A 21,557-nucleotide genomic window follows, 5' to 3' on the forward strand; every position below is an offset into this window, starting at 1 on the left:
CTAAGCAATAAAAAAGGTCACTTAAAAGTGACCTTTTTGACCTAGTGACGAGCAAAACTAGTCAATGACAATCGAATTGTTCAATTTATTGGCCAAAACGAGATAAATCTTCTTCAGGACGAGCAGTAAGCACTTCAATGCCTGTTTTAGTCACTAAAAGGGTATGTTCATATTGTGCAGATAAACTATGGTCTTTGGTAACGACTGTCCATTTATCGCCTAGAAGTTTAGTTTTCCAGTCGCCGCCATTGATCATTGGTTCAATAGTAAAGGTCATCCCTTCTTCTAAAATCATCCCAGAGTTTGGCTGACCATAGTGCAGCACTTGTGGTTCATCATGGAAAACTGTACCGATCCCATGACCGCAATATTCACGTACCACTCCAAAACGCTCTGACTCAACATATTTTTGAATCGCAGCGCCAATATCACCAATCGTTGAACCAGGTTTAACTGTTTCCATGCCTTTATACATGGCTTCTTGTGCCACTTTACATAAACGTTCAGCAAGAATAGATGTTTCACCGCCCACGATATACATCATGTTGGTATCGCCGTGATAACCATCTTTAATGACAGTGACATCAATATTTAAAATGTCACCTTTTTTCAAAATTTTTGATTCTGACGGAATACCATGACAGACCACATGATTCACTGAAGTACAAATCACATGTTGGAATGCAGGACGACCAGGTGCTGCACCATAGCCTAAACATGCAGGAATGGCATTTTGTTTATTGACAATCCAGTCATGACAAATCGTATCCAATTCAAGTGTCGATACACCTGGTTTGATATGCGGTTTGATCATATCCAGAATTTCGGCTGCAAGTCGTCCCGCCACACGCATTTTTTCAATTTCATCTGCGGTTTTGATTAAACGACGGGGAGCTTCGTAAGTACTGTTCATGATCTTTAAAAACTTTTGGAAATTTGTATGTGACTATGGTATAAATAGCCGCCCAAATTATCAAATGCTTTTCGTTACTTTCTCAATGAAAGTCAGACGGGAAAATTGATTAGGGTAATTTAAAAATCCGCACATATGTCGACACATTGCTCTGGGTGCCTTTGTTTTTTAAACCTAGGTGGAGAATGCGGACATATGGAGGCCTAACCCAAACTTTTAAGGTAAAGAAAATGGCAGATTACAACGTAAGTATGCGTGACCTTCTTCAAGCAGGCGCGCACTTTGGTCACCAAACTCGCTTCTGGAACCCAAAAATGCGTCAATACATTTTTGGTGCGCGTAACAAAATTCATATCATTAACCTTGAGCACACTGTTCCTGCGTTAAACGATGCTTTGAACTTTGTTAACAACCTAGCTAGCAAAAAGAACAAAGTATTATTCGTTGGTACTAAACGCGCTGCTTCAAACATCATCCGTGAACAAGCTCAACGCGCTGGTCAACCCTATGTAGATCACCGTTGGTTAGGTGGTATGTTGACGAACTGGAAAACACTTCGTCAGTCAATCAACCGTCTAAAAGACCTTCAAACTCAATCTACTGACGGTACTTTTGCTAAGCTGACTAAACGTGAAGCTTTAGAACGTACTCGTGAAATGGAAAAACTTGAACGTGGTCTTGGTGGTGTTAAGAACATGGGTGGTTTACCTGACGCATTGTTCATCATTGACGTTGACCACGAAGCGATTGCAATTAAAGAAGCTAAGAATCTTGGTATTCCTGTAATCGGTATCGTTGATACAAACTCTAATCCAGATAACGTAGATTTCGTTATTCCTGGTAACGATGATGCGATCCGTGCTGTAACGCTTTATGCGTCTGCTATGGCTGATGCGATTATTGCTGGTAAAGAATACGCTCAAACTCAAGCAAATGCACAAGCTAAAGGCGAAGAAGCTGCTAAAGAAGCGCCTGAGGCTTAATGCGTTTTTGACGCAGGCTTGTCATTTTTGCGACATGTAATGGTGGCAAATTAAGCGTCGAAACAGCAAAACGGCCCAGATTTCATGTTTGGGCCGTTTTTGTTAACAGAATTCAATTTTCTACCGTATTTAGGAGAACAACATGACTGCAGTTACTGCGAGCATGGTAAAAGAATTACGTGACCGTACTGGTCTTGCAATGATGGAATGCAAAAAAGCATTAACAGAAGCAGACGGTGACATCGAGTTAGCGATTGATAACCTTCGTAAATCAGGTCAAGCAAAAGCAGCTAAAAAAGCGGGCAACATTGCTGCTGATGGCGCAATCACAATTGCTCAAGAAGGCAACAAAGCACTTCTTTTAGAAGTAAACTGCCAAACTGACTTCGTTGCAAAAGACGAAAACTTTGCTGGTTTCTCTGCAAAAGTTGCTGCTGCTGCTTTAGCTGCAAACGAAACTGATGCAGCTAAAATTGCTGAATTGAAACTTGAAGATGGCCACACTGTAGAAGAAGCGCGTATTGCACTTGTTCAAAAAATCGGTGAAAACATCCAAGTTCGTCGTGCAACAATTGTTGAAGGTGAAAACCTTGCAGTTTATAAACACGGTTTACGAATCGGTGTTGTTGTGTCTTACACAGGTGATGCTGAAACTGGTAAAGGTATTGCAATGCACGTTGCTGCGTTCAACCCAGTTGCTGTAAATGCTGAAGGTGTATCTGCTGATCTTATCGCAAAAGAGAAAGAAATTGCAGAAGCGAAAGCGATTGAATCTGGTAAGCCAGCAAATATCGTTGAAAAAATGGTGACTGGTTCAGTTGAAAAATACTTGAATGAAGTTGTTCTTGAGCGTCAAATGTACGTGATTGACAATGAGAAAAAAGTTGCTGATGTATTGAAAGCAACAGGTACTACAGTTGCTCAATTCGTTCGCTTCCAAGTAGGTGAAGGTATTGAGAAAAAAGCAGAAATGAGCTTCGCTGACGAAGTTGCTGCTGCTCAAGCTGCTGCTGCACAATAATTTTACTATTTCAGTAAAATGAAGGAACCCCTCAACATATGAGGGGTTTTTTATGCATTCATGTTTGGTTTTTTAATAAAGATTCAAAGGAATAATCTTGCTGATGTGTATGATAGTAAAGTGTGACATCGCTATTGTCATAGATCATTTTGAGTATTTTTTCTAATTTAGATAAAGTTTCAAAAGTCGCCTGACTTAAAATAAAATCAATATTTTCCCCATGCTCAATCACAAGAACGCTTAAATCATGCTGAAGAATATCTGATGTAATATTATCGATTGCAATCGCATATTGTTCTTCAAAACTCAGCTCATCATCGTCAAAAAATGAAGCATCATATTCTAATTCATTCAAGTCAATTAACGCATGATCAGTATGATCTTTAAACTGTTCAATATAGGAAAATATGTCTTTTAAAATATTTGAAACATTATATCCTGATGATTTTACTATTGTTAACTTTTTAAAATCTTGTTCTAAAAGCCAACTGAAATTTGAAAATTCACAGCTCGCAATGATTTTCTGAGAACATTCATAATTAGTTTTCCAATCCATCAACCATGTGCTGCTACTGTCTTTAGGGTCTATTTCAGGAAAATCTTTAATTCTTAGTTCTGGGAAAATTTCGATGAGTATTGTTCTTAATTGTTCTTGTTCAGACATTTGGCTTTCTCATTGTTATGGAAGTTTATATAATTTGGGCAATATTTTTTAGCATAGAATGATTGTAGATGGCAAATAAGACCAATCTAAGTATCGGCGCGGCGATCGCAGTTCTTGTTGCAGCATATTTTGGAATTGATTTAAAACAAGATCAGCAAAATCCTTCTGCTACAAGTGCTGAAAATGCGCATTTAGAAGCACAAAATTTGCAAAAACCACAGCAACAAGCGGTAAATCATCAAAATTCTAGTCAAATAAATGCGACACAAAGTAGTCAAAATCGACATGGCTTAGCGGTGATTCAAAAATCTTTTGAACGCAAACTCAGCAATGTTCAAGTTCAGTCTGAGGGTAAAGTCAAAACCGTATTGCGTGATGATCATGAGGGTTCACGGCATCAAAAATTTATTTTGACTTTAGATAACGGCTTAACCTTACTTGTTGCACATAATATTGATTTAGCACCACGATTGGAAAATTTGAAGAAAGGTGATCTTGTTGAATTTTTTGGTGAATATGAATATAGCCCGCAGGGTGGGGTGATGCATTGGACTCATCATGATCCACAAGGTCGTCATGAAGATGGTTGGTTAAAACATAATGGTCAAATTTCTCGTTAATTTGCAAATGCAGTAACAATTTTTTGCTGTGATACGAGATGCTGTAAAAATAAAATGTCGTACTCAATATCTAATTTTTTTATATTATTTTGCACTTAGATGAAGACAATTGAGTCAGTATATTCTAGAACATGGAAAATCAAAAATAAGCCTGAGATTATTGCATTTTTGATCGCTTATTCGTAGTTTTTTATCAAAAACAAAGGGTAAATTCACTGGTGAAATTTCCCCCTTGTTTATTTGCGCTAAAAAGCCAGTTTTTGGCGACTTTTCCACTTTGGTAGTACTTTACTTAGATAGGCGTCCATGCACCATACAGGGCCAATGAGAAGAAACTGGAGGTCTTTAAAAAATGATGGCTTTTTACCTTCTACTTTATGACCATAAAACTGACCAACCCAAGCCAAAATAAAGACACCGATATAAAATCCTGCACCAACAGGAAGTAAGTAAATGACCCAAGCCATGACTGCCACAAGAGCAACCATTGCGACGGCTAAAACTAAATCTAAGCGAGCATAAAAAACTAATGTGAGAACAATAATTAAAGCAGTCAGTAAGGCGCTAAAATGTGCAAGGATGCCAAGAATAGAAAAGAGGATCGCAGGGACACAAACCCAATGGATCATTTTATTGGTTTTATTTTGATGACTTTCACTGTATTCATCAAACCATTCGGTAATTGATTTCATATTGCACTCCGTGCGCTAGACTTCTTTCATTTATTTTTTAGTCACCATGAAAATATAGATGAGAAAAGACAAATGGTCAAAGGTCAAATGTGCAAAGTTTTGAGTCTTTTAAGCCAATGCAATTTATACACATAAAATAAGGCACTTTAAATATGAGAATAGGTGCTAAATCATGGCGAAGTGTTTTGTTTTAGAGAGCAGGAAAGAATTGAAATGCGGAATGAAATAAAAAATGCCATTTAATTAAAAAAGCCACAGGAGATGTGGCTTTTTCCGTTAAATGGGGAGAGCAAACTTAAGAGTTTGGACCATCCACACGTTCGATACTTACACGACCCGTACCAGAGTTGGTAATACCCAGACGTTTAGCAGCACCGTAAGACAAATCAAGTACACGGTTACCATGGAAAGGACCACGGTCATTTACTTTTACGACCACACTTTTACCATTGTCTTTGTTTGTGACACGAATGTAACAGTTTAACGGTAAGCTACGATGTGCTGCTGTGAGTTGATTCATATCAAATGTATCGCCACTTGCAGTCTTACGACCATGGAATTGACGACCATACCAAGATGCAACACCTGTTTGTGAGAATTTACGAACAGTATTTGATGCAACAGCATTTAATTTATCAATGACTGAAGGCTCGTCTTCTTGCACTTGAACTTTGGCTGCGAGTGTATCACGGCGGATTTTATCGCTAGAACGTTCAGTAATTGACAAACTGTTTAAGTTTGAAAAGTGTGAATTAAAGTTCGTTGAATCTTTGTTCACAACACGTGACGCAAGGCTTGAACTATCTGAATCGTTGTTTAAGTATGATGACTGGACCATTTCTGAGTTGACTTGCGTCATACCTAAACCCATGGTCAGGGCGATCATATATTTTAGTGAAGCATGCATTGTTTAACTCCTGGGAACCTTAAAATCTATTTTTGAACACTCAAAAATAAAAACTAAAGTCTGTAAATTTACTTTTGCAACCACATTTAACGGTAGGGGATAATATTCATGCAGTAACGAATGTGTCTACTAATATTTGATGAATAGTTACAAAAAGGACAAAAACTTACGAATTTTGATTAATAAATATACGTAATTGTAACTAATTATTTAAAATGGTTGTAAAACAACCATTTTAATGGAAAAAAATCTTGACTTATTTAAGCGGGAAGAAAATTAAGCCTCAGCGATTGACAATTTCTGTGCCTAAAAGCCATAAAGCAGTCGCATACATTCTGCTTTTGTTATAGGTCGTGATGACCTGAAAATTAGGGTAAGTAATGTAATATGCAGGCCCATAACTTTCTTGTAATTGGATGACATTGACCAGATCTAAATCATCAATTTTTACAATGGGGTTCATGGGTGCGATGCCTTGATTTTTCAGGACACCATAGGGTGTTGGCTGGGTTAAATCTTTCGCAATAATGGCATCAGGATTGTTTCCTGTGTAACGTGCTTGGAATGCAATGGGTTGATTTCGTTGCCAACCTTTTTGAGCAAGATAATTTGCGATTGAACCAATGGCATCTATAGCCGAATTTCGTAGGTCAACATGACCATTGCCGTCATAGTCTACGCCATAAAGAGGAATGTTGCTGGGCATAAATTGCGGATAACCTACAGCCCCTGCATAAGAACCCACAATCGAATTGGTGGGTACGCCATCTTTATAGGACCAAGCAATTAATGCAGAAAGTTCATCTTGGAAATATTGCGCACGACGTTCATAACCAAAACCTAAAGTTGCAAGAGCATCACGCGTGATAAAAGAGCCTTTATTTGCGCCATATCCTGTTTCAACCCCTAAAATTCCCAGAATAATGGCTTGTGGAACGCCATATTGCTGTTCTGCACGATTTAGGGTGTCGGCATATTGGTTTTTAAAGCGTACACCACGTTGAATTGTACCTTCTGCTAAAAAATTGGTTTTATATTGATACCAAGGTTTACTTTCACCTGGTCTATTCATAATGTTGATAATATTGGGTAAATTTCTTGAACCATTCATTGCCCAATCGACTTGTTCACTGCTCAGACCATAGGTTTGCATTGTTTTTAATTTAAAATTGTTATAGTTCGGATCATTGGCAAAGTCATTTGCTTGACAAAAACTGGTAATAGATAATGCAGCCGCACAGAAGCCAATATTTCTTACTTTCTGAAAAAGCCCAAAATTTAACATGAAAGATAATTTCCTAATTTTCTATGGGTATAAATACGTGTAAATGTGAATGGACATCACCATACCAAAAGTCGCTGATAATGTAATGCTTTGTATGATCAAGATCATGCTAAAAACAGCATAATGAAACGACTTTTGCTAACATATCATTACCGCAGTGCTCATTTACAAATACATAAACAAAACATGACAAAGTCCATGCATCTATCAGCATATTTTTGTGAATTATGAATATACGATGATTTAAATGCTAAATTTATGAAAATTATATGAAAAATAGAGAATATTGTTTAAAATAACGACATTGATTCATGATATTTATCAAGATTCTTATTTATTGAGCGATAAAGTATGTATAAGCTCTGATTTAAAAATGTAATAGTTGAATATTTGGTAAAATATTGTATTTGTATTATGCAACAGCATAAAATTTCATACTTTCATTGAAGTTAAATCTTTTCATTGATGTGTATTGGATATGGATATTTTATTGATCGTTTAATAGAATTTATTTTGCTAATAAGTCGTCTGATCAAATGTGCATGTTATAAAAGTCAAAAAATTAAATACCAACTCAAAATTGTACTTCAATCAAAAGTTGCGCCTTGCAAAAATAGATTGAAATAAAAAAAAATCAAGAGTTTAGAGCTTAAATTTTAATTGGGGTAGAGTAATTGACGTCCCATATCTAATAGATGTTGTTGGTCAAGTTGTTGGGGATGAAAGTCCTGATCATAAAATGCGATATATTCAGGAAATAATCGTATCATCATCAAGCATAACTCACTCAAAGCTTTGATATTTTTCATGAGCTCCACGGGTCGATGCAAGCTATGTTTACGATCTTGCCACAGTAGGTCTGCAGTCATCATGGCTGTGCCACTGATAAAGCCAATACTAATGGTACGCATACTTCTACGACGCTGTGCCAAATGATTAAAAATTGTTTGATAGACATCAAAAGCCACATGTTTATGCTCAATTTCTTCAATAGCATGCCACAACCACAGCTGTTGCATATTTGCAGATAAACCTTTAAACATAACTTCAGGGTGTTTGAGCATATAACCTGCCATCAGCGCAGTAAAATGTTCTAAAGCCACGGTTGCAGCCAATTGACGGCGTTGACTGAGCGTTCTTAAACGTTGCATTTCTTTGTTTAAAGCGGCCTCATACTTTTTTAGATGATAATGTTTAGATTGCACCGCAGCATTAAATTGTTCGTGTGCTTGGGCATGATGTGCTTCTTGACCAATAAAAGCTGAAATATCGGCTTGTAGCTGCGGATCTTCAATTTGATCACGTACATTTCGTACAGTTTCAACAAAAAAGCGTTCGCCTTGTGGAAAGGTGATCGAAAGTGCAGTGAGAAAGTGTGAGATTAAGGTGGCATCAGTATAGTGATGTTGTATCGATTGGGCATTAAAGCGCGTTTTACGGATTTGAATTGCAGAACTTAAACGCTGTTGGTATTTTTGCGAGTTTTGAGCCATATTTTTAAGCATCAGTTCACCTATAACATTTTTGTTTTACTGTAAATGTATGGATTGACTTCTTGATCTGTTTTAATTTGCCATGATTGTTTCATTAAGCATTGGCTATAACTTTTTATTTGTAGCAGTATTGGGTAAATTTGCTGAGCTTCTCTATATGACTGAGTTTACCTATATATAGTATAGATAAATTGGAGGCATAAAAAATGCCCTCATAAAAAGAGCATTTTTTGAGAATAGCTTAACTTTGTAAAGCAAGACTTATTGCTAAAAAGACTTAGTTAAAGAACAAAGTATCGTGATATTCCGCAACAGCTTTTAATTCATCTCGGCTGAGATTCGGGATGAGTTTATTGATAGCAATATGCACCGCTTTAGTGACAGCAGCAGCACCGATGTCAGAGGCTTTACGCTTAATCATGCCAAGGTCTAAGGTTTTATTGAAATCAATCATAAAATGACGAATTGCAGCATCAGCAAACTGTTTATACAGTTCAGCTAAAGCTTCTTTATCGACTTTATTTCCTGCTTTAATTTCAGCAAAAGTATGTTTTAAGCTCGTGACTAAACTTGCATCGAGTGTCGTACCAATATGATATGCACCTGTTGGCGCTTTGAATAAACTACGTTCAGAAAACTCAATAGACTGACGAACTACATTATTGTCGGCTTTACTTAAAAGTTGTTTAAGTAAAACAGAAACTGTAGATTTGACATAACCTGCTAATTTTTCCGCCGTATCACGCTTTTCACTAGCAGGAAAGTGCTGCACTAGTTTTACGAGCAATGCATCTATAATTTCATCGTTAATTAATAGCGCAGTTTGGTCACGTAATGGGTACAGTGGTTCATTAGAATTTTTTTTCTCAATACCAGTCTGAATGTTCTTTAAAAGTTCATCAGAAGGTACAAAACCAAAAAAGGGCATGTTAAAACCTCAATGTTTTATCTTATTGTCTCGCCAATCGGATTGGGCTTGGCATCCATGATTCATCGGACACACGGCATGGATTAATATCTAAACCACCACGGCGCGTATAAGTTGCATAGACCATCAACTTTTCAGGTTGTAAATTTTGCCAAATATCGGCAAAGATTTGCTCCACGCATTGTTCGTGAAAACCGTTGTGCTGACGATAAGAGATAATATAAGCTAAAATGCTACGATAACAAGGTTTTTTACCGCGATAACGGATAAAAATCGTTCCCCAATCAGGCTGTCCTGTCACAGGGCAATTACTTCTTAAAAGATGTGAAAATAACTGTTCTTCAACAACTTTTTCTGAATCGTCCAGTTGCAATAATGAGGCATCAGGATGATTGACTAAGCAGTCAGGTTGTTGTTCATCTAGACAAATGCCTTGTGGTTGAGCAATGTCTAATTGATCGACTTGAAACAAGGTTAAAGTGACAGGCGCTTGCGCAGCATGTGATAAGTCTTTTTCTACAGTGTCAATAAAGGCTTGTTGAGAAGCAAACTGAGTAAAGTTCATACTGTTAAAATATAACTTTAAAGATTTTGATTCGATTAAAAATTCAGAACAAGCAGGCAAGGTCATCCGACCAATTGCAACTTGAGGGATGCCATGATCATTTAACCAAGAAATTTCAAAAATATGCCACCAATCTTTGCCTTTATAGATACCTTCTATATGTTTGTAGTTTTCACGTGCTTGGGCACGTGAAATAGGAAATAAAATATCAGGCTGATAGCTGGTTGGATAATTGGTTTCTTTACCTAAAAGAGAATGTTCAACAGTCATTATTCACGCATTCCTGAACCACGAGAAAGTAAATAGTACGCAATACCATACAGTACAGCACAGAATAATGTCACAACGATGAGTGATAAAGATACATTGACATCACTATGACCTAAAATGCCGTAACGGAACGCATTTACCATATAGACAATCGGGTTGATTAAAGAGAGATTTTGCCAAAATGGGCTTAAAGCACTAATCGAGTAGAATACACCACCCAAGTAGGTAAGGGGGGTGAGTACAAAGGTTGGAATAATTGAAATATCATCAAATGATTTGGCATATACCGCATTAATGAAACCACCTAAAGAAAATAGGAGGGAAGTAATAATGACGGTGTAGATTGTCACAAAAATATTATGAATGGCTAAGTCTGTAAAAAATAGGCTCATCATGGTGACAATCAAACCCACCAAGACCCCACGACAAACGCCACCAATCACATAGCCACACAGTACCATATGCAGCGGAACAGGACTCATAATGAGTTCTTCAATACTTTTTTGAAATTTTGCACTGAAAAAACTTGATGATACGTTGGCATAACTATTAGTAATCACGGCCATCATGATCAAGCCCGGTACGATAAATTGCATATAGCTGAAACCGCCCATTTGTCCAATACGAGAACCGACTAAGTTCCCGAAAATGACAAAGTACAGACTCATGGTAATCGCAGGTGGTAGTAAAGTCTGTGGCCAGATTCGCATAAAACGGCGAACTTCTTTATGTACAAGGGTAAAGAGCGCAACTTTTAATTGATTAAAATTCATTGCGCAGCTCCTTCAAGGTTTTTCTCTACCATTTTCACAAACAATTCTTCTAAACGGTTAGATTTGTTACGCATACTGCGCACACGAATGCCTTGAGCTTCTAACAGTTGGAATAAATCATTCATTGAATGTGCTTTGTCCATGGTCACTTCAAGTGTGACAGGATCAATCAAGTTAAATTTGACGCCAATAATGTCAATCTTGATCGGTTCAATGGCACTTTCTAAGTCAAAGATAAAAGATTCTTCATTGAGCTGATTTAAAAAGGCCTTCATTGAGGTGTCTTCTTTAATCACGCCTCGGTCGATGATGGCAATTTGACGGCACAACATTTCAGCTTCTTCTAGATAATGTGTAGTTAAAATAATCGCTGTGCCTTTTTCATTCATTTCAGTGAGAAAATCCCACATTGAACGGCGCAATTCGATGTCTACACCTGCTGTTGGTTCATCTAAAATCAATAATTTAGGTTCGTGCATCATGGCACGTGCAATCATTAGGCGGCGTTTCATACCGCCTGAAAGCATGCGTCCTTGGGTGTGTCTTTTTTCCCAAAGTCCCAATTTTTCTAAATATTCTTCAGCACGTTGTTGCGCAATTTTCTTTGGAATACCGTAATAACCTGCTTGTGTTACTAAAATATCAAAGGTTTTTTCGAATTGTCCAAAGTTAAATTCTTGTGGAACGACACCTAAACATTGTTTGGCTTTGGATGGGTTGGTATCTAAATCATGCCCGAAAATTTCAACTGTCCCTGAAGTTTTACGTGTAAGAGAGCTGATAATCCCAATCGTTGTTGATTTTCCTGCACCATTTGGTCCTAAGAGTGCATAAAATTCACCTTCGGGCACTGTTAAATTAATGCCTTTGAGTGCTTGAAAGCCGTTGCGATAAGTTTTAGATAAATCCCTTAACGTCAATGCATCAGTCATGAAATTCTCACATGAATTGGGGAGGGTATATTGTGAGCGAACTTGGCAAATAAACCAAGGGCATTACATGGAATTGTGCATTGCAGAAATAGAACATTGTATAAAGCTTAGACAGCAAGGCATGAGAATGGTAGATATATACTTTACCTCTGTTATTTTTTTGATATGATGTGCGCACTTCTTTTAAGCGCCCATAGCTTAACTGGATAGAGTACGGGTTTCCGAAGCCTGTGGAGTGAGTTCGAGTCTCGCTGGGCGCACCATTATAAAAAATTGCTTATTCAACTAACAATGACATGTAAATTTTATCCATAATTAAAATCACGCTAGGTCAAAATTTGATGAAGAAATTATGTTTTCTACTGTCTGCACTCACATTCTCAACACTTTCATTTGCTCAAGATTTAAGGTGTACACAGGATTATTCGAAGCTTGAACAACAAATTCAAGAGGAAGTTAAAATTATCCAAACAGGCACGATTGAAGACTTGATCAAACATTATCAAGCTACAGATTATGCTCAGGTTTTTCGGGCACAGCATGGTGGACAAGTATTTGATGGTGAAGATTGGATAGATGAAAAAACATATTTAGAAAATACAGAAGAAAGTTTTCATCTGCTCAAAGATGCTTATACTTCACAACATCTTCAGTTTCATGCCGCAAAAGCCAATTTTTTGGCAGCGTATGGTGAAGTCTGTGTGATTCCTATTTCTGCGATAGATCAGATTTACCAAGAAAAAATTTATTCGCAGTATGATGCAATTTTTGTACGAGATTTAAAAACCAATCAGTGGCGCAATTTAGTCTACAGTGGTGTGGAATTAAAAGCGGATATGGACGAGTTTTTTCCTCAATTATCGCAAAAAGTTAAACTGGCGGCTTTTACTACGGATGATGGTCAAAACTATGCGGATCTATCTGAAAAACTAGCCTATTTAATTTTTCCTAAAATCGGCATTGCCATGACCAAAGACATTGTACAAGGGGTGAAGCAAGAAACAGATCCCTTAAGACAGCGTTTAAAAGAAAATGGTTTTAATTTAAAAGGTTATTTTTAAATTTGCTGTCTAAATTAAATTATATTTTATCAACTTTAAATGCAATGATTTAAAGCTTGCAAAATTATAATACTCTATAAAATGTGATTCAATGAGATTTTGATAGAGTGTTCGTGCTGAAATGTTAAGCAATCTTGCGCACTTTGCGTGGTAGATTTATATTAAAACTACAGTAGATCATTAGGATGCTACGAAGAAGTTGGACAGATCAATGACAGCTTATTGAGTTTGCAACGTTTAGTTCAGATAAGAAATAGGCACTAGCTTTCCAACATACAAAGCTCGCAGCGATGCGAGCTTTTTTATTGCTCAGTTTTTACGATCAACGTCTTTTATGCATAATGCACTTCAACATCATAGCGGGCAAAATCATCAATGAGTTGCTGAATAAAATTTTCGGTTAAAGTTGAATTTAGATCTGCTTCGTTCATTTGATCATGTGTACTATCAAAATATTCAACTTTGAGTAATTGCCAAGTGAGTTCTTGTGGTGTTTGTTGAATATGTAATGTACGTAGTTGTAAATCATTAGATATTTGACGCGGGATGACATGGGTAATGGCAAGTTGAATTGGGGCTTTCTCTGCTGTATCTAAAAAAGTAATCACCCAATTTCCAACTTTACTCAACTGTGTTGGATTATCAAATGCTGAAAAGTGTAAGCAGTGTGTCGAATTCATAGCAATCATCCTTCTTTATCAAGCTTATAAAAGTTTCTGACTAGATTGTGGATCATGCTTAAGTGGTATAAATAGAATGATGTGTATATATAAATGCATATAAATTCTTTAAATACATGTTTTAAAAATAAATTTTAAATTTTATTGAGATGTAAAAGCTCTAGGCTAAGCGAAATCAACAATAATTTGTTAGTACACATCAGACTAAAAATGACGCATTGAGTAATTGATGGTTTGCAAATTTTTATTTAATTCTAGTGGGGAAATACGCGTTTCTTGTAAAGCTGTTAACCACTGCATTTGGCAAAGTTTTAAGGCTTGAGAATGTTCAGCATTTTCTATTTTTTGAATGAGTATTTTTGCCATCAAACCACAATTTTGGTGAAGGAGTTGAATCATCAGCTTTTTGGTTTCATAAAAATTTAATTTTGGCAAAATGATTTCATTTTCAAAGGCTAGGTTGACTTGGGCTGCTGAAGCAAGAGGGGCTTGTGAGCGTACAGGTATGTCTTTTGTTGCGGCATCTTCATGTTTTTCTTGAGGACGAACGATTTCTTTTATTTTGCGACTTTCTTGTATCTGTGTTTGGTTTTGGGTTTGAATATTTTGGATTAAGCCAAGTTGCTCTAAGTGTTGCAGCATCTCTGGTGTCGCAATATTTTGTTGTAATTGTATTGTTAATTTTTGGAAATCAGGTGTGCCAATTAAAAGTAAGAGTCGTCTGAGTTTTGGGCTTAAACCGAATAAGCGTTGTTGTAAAGCCTGTATACCAAGTTCAGTTTTTATATAATGTTTCATGTTGCTCTATCCCCCGAAAAGCAAACGTTAGGATAGAGCATCAAAATGACATTCAGGTGTCATTTTGATGACAAATACTATAATTTATAACGTAATAATTGCGTTATTTTCGAGTGCTTTACGCAGATATGGATCAAGGTCATCTTGTTTTAATAACCATTTTGTATAATCCGCAGGAAGTTCAGCAATCGCTGTACCACGATGTTTACCAAAATTAATGGTACGTGGAATACGTGCATCTTCAGATGCTGCAAATAGTTGTTCAATATTTTGAATATTTAGTTGATGGATAATATGCATCAAAATATTTGCAGTCAAAATAATATCTGCATCTGCACGATGTGCACCTTTGAGCATACTACGGGCTTTGTCACTGCCTTTGCTGATCTGATAAATTAATGCAGAAATATTATGTGCTTCAGCATTTGGCCAAACTAAACGTGCCAAGGCAAGCGTGCAAATCGCTTTGATCTTTGAGGTATCTACACCGCATTTTTCAATGGCGTGAATATCGTAATCAATATTATGACCGATGATATAGGTTGTTTCGGCAGGCAGGCTAAATGTTGAAAAATCAGGTTGACCCAGTAAATCAGACTCTAAAATATGATGTACAGCCATTGAAGCATAAGAAATTTTCTCATCGCCAATACTATAAAGCTGATCAAAAATTTGCTTACGGTCTAAACTGAGTTTACCTTGTTCTATTTGAATAGGTGCATAAGCAATCTCAATGGGTAAACCATTTAATGTATGGGTTTCTGTATCAAGAATAATGGCTTGCATAACCTATTCCACATCTATAAAAGTCAATTGGCTTACTTTAACATTCAGTTTTTCTTTATGCACAGTTTATTACGGCTTGCTTGCATCATTGAGTGAAATAATACCCAAAATACGAGTGAAATATAAATCAAAATAGCCTAAGTATTTCTAGTGAAAAGTGTGAAGAAACTTTTGGGTTAAGAGCAGATAAATCTATAGAAATTTTAGCCAAACCCTGTAAAAGTTAAAAAGTGGTTAACCAATTTTTTAGAATGCTGGGTGGATCTAATTTAGACAGAAAAATTAGACTAGACTAAAGTCTAATGTGTTGCGGTTTTTAATATTCAATATAAGAAAAATCAATAATTTATTATAGGATTTGTAAGATAAGACATTTAAAAATTAAGTATATATTGGTATGACCAATTTTTATATTTAATTTTATTATTGATCTTTTATTCTGCGATAAATTAATATTGGTCGATTCTATGGGTGTATATTAATTGTTTATTGAAAAATTGGTATGACCAATTTTAAGATTTTATCTATACATTTAGATCAATTTTAATGTTTTAGCAAGCATTTCAAGGAGATGACAATGCTTCAACAATGGCAACAGATTTATGATCCTATGGGCAACATCTGGATTTCCAGTGTGATTGCTTTGATCCCAATTATTTTCTTCTTTCTCGCACTCGCTGTGTTCCGTATGAAAGGAAGTGTTGCGGGCACAATTACAGTGGTATTGGCACTTTTAGTGTCGTTATTTGCTTATCAAATGCCCGTTGCAATGGCATTTGCATCAATGGTCTATGGCTTTTTATACGGTTTATGGCCGATTGCATGGATCATTATTGGGGCAGTATTTCTTTATAAAATTTCGGTGAAAACGGGGCAGTTCGATATTATTCGTTCTTCGATTCTGTCTATTACTGAAGATCAGCGTTTACAAATGCTGTTTGTGGGTTTTGCCTTTGGTACTTTCCTTGAAGGTGCGGCAGGTTTTGGTGCACCAGTAGCCATTACCGCAGCTTTGTTGGTTGGCTTGGGTTTTAAACCATTGTATGCCGCAGGTTTGTGCTTGATTGTCAATACAGCACCTGTGGCATTTGGTGCAATGGGGATTCCAATTATTGTGGCAGGGCAAGTTTCAGGTGTTGAAACTATGGAAATTAGCCAGATGGTGGGTCGTCAGTTGCCATTTATGGTGATTATCGTGTTGTTCTGGATCATGGCAATCATGGATGGTTGGCGTGGTGTGAGAGAAACATGGCCTGCGGTGATTGTCGGTGGTGGTTCTTTTGCTTTGGCACAATACTTGACTTCGAACTTTGTTGGTCCTGAACTGCCTGATATTACCGCAGCGATTGCAGCATTGGTTTCACTGACTATTTTATTGAAATTTTGGCAGCCAAAACATATTTTCCGTTTTGCCAATGAAGACAGCTCGATTGATGAAAATCTTGCTGCACAAAAACAGCAAAAATACAGCATTGCTCAGATTGCCAAAGCATGGTCACCATTTGCAATTTTAACTGCAATGGTGACAATCTGGAGCGTAAAACCGTTTAAGGATTTATTCACCAAAGATGGTGCACTGCATGACATGGTGATTTCGATCAAAGTGCCATTCTTGCATCAAATGATTCAAAAAATGCCGCCTGTGGTGCCTGAGATCAAAGACTACGATGCCATTTATAAATTTGACTGGTTGTCTGCAACAGGCACCGCGATTTTTATTGCTGCGATCATTACCATCATTTATTTAAAAATGAAGCCGAAAGATGCAGTCGTCACTTTTGCAGAAACAGTGAATGAATTGAAAATTCCAATTTATTCGATTGGGATGGTGTTGGCTTTTGCCTTTATTGCCAACTATTCAGGTATGTCTGCAACGCTTGCACTTGCACTTGCACATACAGGTCAGGCATTTACCTTCTTCTCACCATTTTTGGGATGGCTGGGCGTGTTCCTGACAGGTTCAGATACATCGGCAAATGCATTGTTTTCTGCATTGCAAGCAACGACAGCTCAACAAATTGGTGTACCTGAGGTTTTACTTGTTGCCGCCAATACCAGTGGTGGTGTGACAGGTAAAATGATTTCACCACAATCTATCGCAATTGCCTGTGCGGCAGTCGGTTTGGTGGGTAAAGAATCTGATTTGTTCCGTTTTACCGTCAAGCACAGTATTACCTTTACGGTGATGATTGGTATTATTATCACATTACAAGCCTATGTGTTCCCATGGATGATTCCATAACACGACGTTGAATGTGAGCTGAGGAAAGCAGATGAAAGTCTCTGACAAGATTGTACAAAATTTAAAGTTGTTGATTGAAGACAACAATATGCAAGTCGGAGACCGTTTACCTGCGGAACGTAAGCTATGTGAACAGCTCGAGGTATCCCGTTCCTCTTTGCGTGAGGCCATTCAACAACTGACCAGTACGGGCATGCTGGTCAGCAAAGTTGGAGCGGGAACATTTTTGCAACAGCTCCCAAGTCATTGGTCACAACATCAAATTGTTGAACCTTTGAGTGGTTTGATTGATGAAGATCCAGCTTATCGTTTTGATGTACAGGAAGCTCGAATGGTTTTGGAAGGTGGCACAGCATGGTATGCCGCACAGCGTGCCACCCCACAGGATTTGGAAAATATCCGTCAGTGCTATGACCAAATTACTTATTTTCAAGCATTGGGGGATGACCATCAGGCAGCCATTGCCGATGCCAAATTTCATTTAGCCATTGCTGAAGCCTCGCATAATCTGGTGCTGATTCAGATGATGCGTAGTCTCTTTGATTTGTTGCAATACAACGTGGTTTTGGGCAGACGTAAAGTCTATACCGAAGCCAAACGTTATGATCAGTTGCGTGATCAACACTTTCAAGTGATGGATGCAATTGAACGACAGGATGCCGAAGCTGCACGAGTTGCAGTCTGTGGACATATAGAATTTGTAGTACAGCAGGTACGTATGATTGATGAAGAAGAAGCTCGTCGTCAGCGTGCTAGCCGATTGAACAGGATATAAAATATGATTATTTCTTCTGCGAATGACTATCGTGAAGCCGCACGACGTCGTTTACCGCCATTCTTATTTCATTACATCGATGGTGGTGCCTATGCTGAATATACTTTAAAGCGTAATGTGGAAGATTTATCAAAGATTGCACTTAGACAGCGTGTACTCAATGACATGTCACAGCTCAGTTTAGAAACGAAGCTGTTTGATGAAACTTTGTCGATGCCTGTTGCACTCTCACCTGTGGGTTTAACAGGAATGTATGCACGTCGTGGCGAAGTCCAAGCTGCAGTGGCTGCAGATAAAAAGGGTATTCCTTTTACCTTGTCCACAGTGTCAGTTTGTCCGATTGAAGAAGTAACGCCTGCCATTAATCGTCCAATGTGGTTTCAATTGTACGTGTTACGTGATCGTGGCTTTATGAAAAATGCCTTGGAACGTGCCAAAGCGGCAGGTTGTTCCACATTGGTCTTTACCGTGGATATGCCTGTACCGGGCGCGCGATATCGTGATGCACACTCAGGTATGAGTGGTCCTAACGCTGCAATGCGCCGTTATATGCAGTCTTGTTTCCATCCACATTGGGCATGGAATGTTGGATTACTAGGTCGTCCGCATGACTTGGGTAATATTTCAAAATATTTGGGTAAACCAACAGGTTTAGAAGATTATATTGGCTGGTTGGGCAATAACTTTGATCCATCCATTTCATGGAAAGATCTTGAGTGGATTCGTGAATTCTGGGATGGTCCAATGGTGATCAAAGGGATTCTTGACCCTGAAGATGCCAAAGATGCAGTACGTTTTGGTGCAGATGGTATCGTGGTGTCGAATCATGGTGGTCGTCAGCTCGATGGTGTTTTATCTTCTGCTCGTGCGCTTCCGCCTATTGCCGATGCTGTGAAAGGTGATATTAAAATCTTAGCGGATTCTGGTATTCGCAATGGTTTGGATGTGGTGCGTATGCTGGCTTTAGGTGCAGATACCTGTATGCTTGGTCGTGCCTTTGTTTATGCGCTAGGTGCAGCAGGCGGTGAAGGTGTTTCTAATCTACTTGATTTGATTGATAAAGAAATGCGTGTGGCAATGACTTTAACAGGTGCCAACACCATTGCAGATATTACCTCTGATTGTTTGGTCAAGTTAGAGAAAGAGTTAGTAGGATAAATTTTTTTGATTTTTCAAATATATACTACATCTTTGTATTTGATACGCGTTAAGGTCATCCGCAACTGTTCGAGGCAGGATTATTTTAAAAGAAAATATTTCTGCGAGTTATTGGATGAAAAAGTGGTATTTAACGAGTTTTGCGGATGACAATGGTTTTGCCTACTTTTCCCGAAAGAAAAGTAGGTCGAACCGAAGGTTTATCCCTACATATAATTAATATTGAAAAGACTCCGCTGTAATGAATATTCGCCTCATTTTATTGAATGAGTATTTATGAATAGGATAGGGAAAATGCAAGCCAATTTTGATTCACAACACACCATCCAAAACCTCATTAACATCGTGGGTCAACAACACGTTCTGACGAGTGATCACGACACACGCCTATACCGCCAAGGTCGTCGCTATGGTTCGGGTCAAGTGTTGGCTGTGGTGGTGCCGGGGACTTTGCTGGAACAATGGCAAGTGTTGCAGGCTGCGGTGAATGCAGATTGTATTGTGATTATGCAGGCGGCAAATACGGGTTTGACGGGCGGTTCAACGCCATTTGGTGATGACTATGATCGTCCTGTGATTTTAATGAGTACTCGTCGTTTGGCAGGTATCCAAGTGATTAATGAAGGTCAGCAAGTGATTTGCTTACCGGGTGCGACATTAGATAAGCTTGAAAAAGATTTGGCACAATTTAACCGTGAACCGCACTCGGTGATTGGTTCATCGTGTATAGGTGCATCGGTTTTAGGTGGTGTGTGTAATAACTCAGGTGGTGCATTGGTACGCCGTGGTCCTGCCTATACTGAGCTTGCACTTTATGCACGAGTGAATGAGTCGGGCGAATTGGAGTTAGTGAATCATTTGGGGGTGAATTTGGGGCAAACACCTGAAGAAATTCTTTCTAATCTTGAAAATAAAAATTATCAAATCAAAGATATTATTAATAATTCAAATTGCTGTGCATCGGATCAGCGTTATTCACATGATGTGAAACAGGTCGATGAAAATACCCCTGCACGTTTTAATGCTGACCCGACACGTTTATTTGAAGCATCGGGTTCAGCAGGTAAAGTTTGTGTTTTTGCAGTACGTTTGGATACCTTTGAAAAAATTCCAAGCCAGGTGTTTTATGTCGGGACAAATTCACATGATGATTTGACTGAAATTCGCCGTTTCTTGCTAAAAGATTTGTTACGTCTACCGATTGCAGGGGAGTACATTCATCGTGTCGCTTATGATATTGGTGCAGAATATGGCAAAGACACGTTCATGTTCATTGAGAAATTCGGCACAGCAAAAGTGCCTGCTGCATTTGCCATGAAAGACAAAGTCGATGGTTATCTGGAAAAGCTACATTTACGTGGTTTATCCGATAAATTTTTGCAACTGGTCACGAAATTTATGCCAAATCATTTACCAAAACGGATGAATGAATTTCGTGATTTGTATGAACATCATTTGGTGATTCGTATTGAAAATCAAGATGTAGATCAGGTCGACAATTTCCTGAAAGATTATTTCAATAATAAAGCATCGGGCAATTATTTCCGTTGTACCGATGAAGAAGGTCGTAAGGCATTTTTGCATCGTTTTGCGGTGGCAGGTGCAGCCATTCGCTACCGTGATACCCATCGTTCAGAGGTGGAAGATATTGTCGCATTGGATATTGCACTACGTCGAAATGACCGTGAATGGGTGGAAACGCTGCCAAAAGAGATGGATGAGCAAATCATTCATAAACTCTATTATGGGCATTTTTTATGTCATGTGTTCCATCAGGATTATATTGTTAAAAAAGGCGTAGATCCTTTGGCAATGGAGCATGCAATGTGGCATTTACTTGATGACCGTGGCGCGGAATATCCTGCTGAACATAATGTCGGGCATTTATATGTGGCAAAACCCGCATTGAAAAACCACTATCAAAAACTTGATCCAACCAACAGTTTTAATGTGGGGATTGGGCAGACAAGTAAGTTAAAGCATTGGAAGTAAAAGATAATGAAAAGAATAA

General features: G+C 37.9%; 21 protein-coding genes and 1 tRNA gene. 9 read left to right on the forward strand and 13 right to left on the reverse strand.

Annotated elements, in window-relative coordinates; genetic code table 11:
* Window positions 1-85: 85 nt before the first annotated feature.
* Entirely contained in the window at window positions 86-913 is an 828-nt protein-coding gene (gene map / locus HUV91_RS01480) for a type I methionyl aminopeptidase (protein WP_130074761.1), read from the reverse strand.
* 230 nt (window positions 914-1,143) lie between these two features.
* Here map and rpsB point away from each other — a divergent pair, with 230 nt between their 5' ends.
* Window positions 1,144-1,896: a 30S ribosomal protein S2 gene (gene rpsB, locus HUV91_RS01485; RefSeq protein WP_130074762.1), complete on the forward strand. Its 753-nt coding sequence runs from the start codon at window positions 1,144-1,146 to the stop codon at window positions 1,894-1,896.
* 142 nt (window positions 1,897-2,038) lie between these two features.
* Window positions 2,039-2,917: a translation elongation factor Ts gene (gene tsf / locus HUV91_RS01490; RefSeq protein WP_130074763.1), complete on the forward strand. Its 879-nt coding sequence runs from the start codon at window positions 2,039-2,041 to the stop codon at window positions 2,915-2,917.
* 58 nt (window positions 2,918-2,975) lie between these two features.
* On the opposite strand, the gene HUV91_RS01495 is transcribed toward tsf, so the two are convergent.
* Entirely contained in the window at window positions 2,976-3,581 is a 606-nt protein-coding gene (locus tag HUV91_RS01495) for a hypothetical protein (RefSeq protein ID WP_174492298.1), read from the reverse strand.
* A 68-nt stretch (window positions 3,582-3,649) separates the two neighbouring features.
* Between HUV91_RS01495 and HUV91_RS01500 the strand changes: the two genes are divergently transcribed.
* On the forward strand, window positions 3,650-4,201 hold the full coding sequence (locus tag HUV91_RS01500; RefSeq protein ID WP_174492299.1) for a DUF3465 domain-containing protein: 552 nt from the start codon (window positions 3,650-3,652) through the stop codon (window positions 4,199-4,201).
* Between the two features lie 245 nt (window positions 4,202-4,446).
* Here the strand turns inward: HUV91_RS01500 and HUV91_RS01505 are convergent, their stop codons facing one another.
* The 8 genes from HUV91_RS01505 to HUV91_RS01540 all read right to left on the reverse strand — a co-directional run bounded on the left by HUV91_RS01505 (window position 4,447) and on the right by HUV91_RS01540 (window position 12,046).
* Entirely contained in the window at window positions 4,447-4,893 is a 447-nt protein-coding gene (locus tag HUV91_RS01505; protein WP_130074766.1) for a DUF962 domain-containing protein, read from the reverse strand.
* Window positions 4,894-5,188: 295 nt separating this feature from the next.
* A complete protein-coding gene (locus tag HUV91_RS01510; RefSeq protein ID WP_130074767.1) occupies window positions 5,189-5,800 on the reverse strand; it encodes a septal ring lytic transglycosylase RlpA family protein in 612 nt (203 codons plus the stop codon).
* A 283-nt stretch (window positions 5,801-6,083) separates the two neighbouring features.
* A complete protein-coding gene (gene mltB / locus HUV91_RS01515; RefSeq protein WP_174492300.1) occupies window positions 6,084-7,085 on the reverse strand; it encodes a lytic murein transglycosylase B in 1,002 nt (333 codons plus the stop codon).
* Window positions 7,086-7,741: 656 nt separating this feature from the next.
* On the reverse strand, window positions 7,742-8,590 hold the full coding sequence (locus HUV91_RS01520; protein ID WP_373687876.1) for a metal-dependent hydrolase: 849 nt from the start codon (window positions 8,588-8,590) through the stop codon (window positions 7,742-7,744).
* 265 nt (window positions 8,591-8,855) lie between these two features.
* Entirely contained in the window at window positions 8,856-9,506 is a 651-nt protein-coding gene (locus HUV91_RS01525; RefSeq protein WP_130074769.1) for a hypothetical protein, read from the reverse strand.
* A 22-nt stretch (window positions 9,507-9,528) separates the two neighbouring features.
* Entirely contained in the window at window positions 9,529-10,341 is an 813-nt protein-coding gene (queF, locus tag HUV91_RS01530; protein WP_174492301.1) for an NADPH-dependent 7-cyano-7-deazaguanine reductase QueF, read from the reverse strand.
* Complete coding sequence (locus HUV91_RS01535) at window positions 10,341-11,114, reverse strand: ABC transporter permease (RefSeq protein ID WP_130074771.1); 774 nt, start codon at window positions 11,112-11,114, stop codon at window positions 10,341-10,343. The genes queF and HUV91_RS01535 overlap by 1 nt, the downstream gene beginning before the upstream one ends.
* A complete protein-coding gene (locus HUV91_RS01540; protein WP_130074772.1) occupies window positions 11,111-12,046 on the reverse strand; it encodes an ABC transporter ATP-binding protein in 936 nt (311 codons plus the stop codon). The genes HUV91_RS01535 and HUV91_RS01540 overlap by 4 nt, the downstream gene beginning before the upstream one ends.
* Before the next feature lie 187 nt (window positions 12,047-12,233).
* Here HUV91_RS01540 and HUV91_RS01545 point away from each other — a divergent pair.
* Together HUV91_RS01545 and HUV91_RS01550 are read left to right on the forward strand one after the other, a co-directional pair.
* Window positions 12,234-12,309: transfer RNA gene (locus HUV91_RS01545), tRNA-Arg, on the forward strand.
* Window positions 12,310-12,387: 78 nt separating this feature from the next.
* Window positions 12,388-13,107 (forward strand): hypothetical protein, encoded by a 720-nt coding sequence (locus HUV91_RS01550; RefSeq protein ID WP_174492302.1) that lies wholly within the window; start codon window positions 12,388-12,390, stop codon window positions 13,105-13,107.
* Between the two features lie 332 nt (window positions 13,108-13,439).
* Here the strand turns inward: HUV91_RS01550 and HUV91_RS01555 are convergent, their stop codons facing one another.
* The 3 genes from HUV91_RS01555 to HUV91_RS01565 all read right to left on the reverse strand — a co-directional run bounded on the left by HUV91_RS01555 (window position 13,440) and on the right by HUV91_RS01565 (window position 15,371).
* Complete coding sequence (locus tag HUV91_RS01555) at window positions 13,440-13,787, reverse strand: hypothetical protein (protein WP_130074774.1); 348 nt, start codon at window positions 13,785-13,787, stop codon at window positions 13,440-13,442.
* Window positions 13,788-13,991: 204 nt separating this feature from the next.
* Window positions 13,992-14,585 carry a hypothetical protein gene (locus HUV91_RS01560; protein WP_174492303.1) on the reverse strand — a complete coding sequence of 198 codons (594 nt, stop codon included), beginning with the start codon at window positions 14,583-14,585 and terminating at the stop codon, window positions 13,992-13,994.
* 84 nt (window positions 14,586-14,669) lie between these two features.
* A complete protein-coding gene (locus HUV91_RS01565; RefSeq protein ID WP_174492304.1) occupies window positions 14,670-15,371 on the reverse strand; it encodes a PolC-type DNA polymerase III in 702 nt (233 codons plus the stop codon).
* A gap of 571 nt (window positions 15,372-15,942) precedes the next feature.
* On the opposite strand from HUV91_RS01565, the gene lldP reads away from it, so the two are divergent.
* From lldP to dld, 4 genes are all read left to right on the forward strand, one after another.
* Complete coding sequence (gene lldP, locus HUV91_RS01570; RefSeq protein ID WP_174492305.1) at window positions 15,943-17,613, forward strand: L-lactate permease; 1,671 nt, start codon at window positions 15,943-15,945, stop codon at window positions 17,611-17,613.
* 31 nt (window positions 17,614-17,644) lie between these two features.
* A complete protein-coding gene (gene lldR / locus HUV91_RS01575) occupies window positions 17,645-18,388 on the forward strand; it encodes a transcriptional regulator LldR (protein WP_174492306.1) in 744 nt (247 codons plus the stop codon).
* A 3-nt stretch (window positions 18,389-18,391) separates the two neighbouring features.
* Window positions 18,392-19,546, forward strand: a complete 1,155-nt coding sequence (gene lldD, locus HUV91_RS01580; RefSeq protein WP_130074779.1) for an FMN-dependent L-lactate dehydrogenase LldD — start codon at window positions 18,392-18,394, stop codon at window positions 19,544-19,546.
* A gap of 294 nt (window positions 19,547-19,840) precedes the next feature.
* Window positions 19,841-21,538: a D-lactate dehydrogenase gene (dld, locus tag HUV91_RS01585; protein WP_174492307.1), complete on the forward strand. Its 1,698-nt coding sequence runs from the start codon at window positions 19,841-19,843 to the stop codon at window positions 21,536-21,538.
* Window positions 21,539-21,557 lie beyond the last annotated feature (19 nt).

This window comes from Acinetobacter sp. Marseille-Q1623 (assembly GCF_902809895.1).
Lineage (GTDB): Bacteria > Pseudomonadota > Gammaproteobacteria > Pseudomonadales > Moraxellaceae > Acinetobacter > Acinetobacter piscicola_A.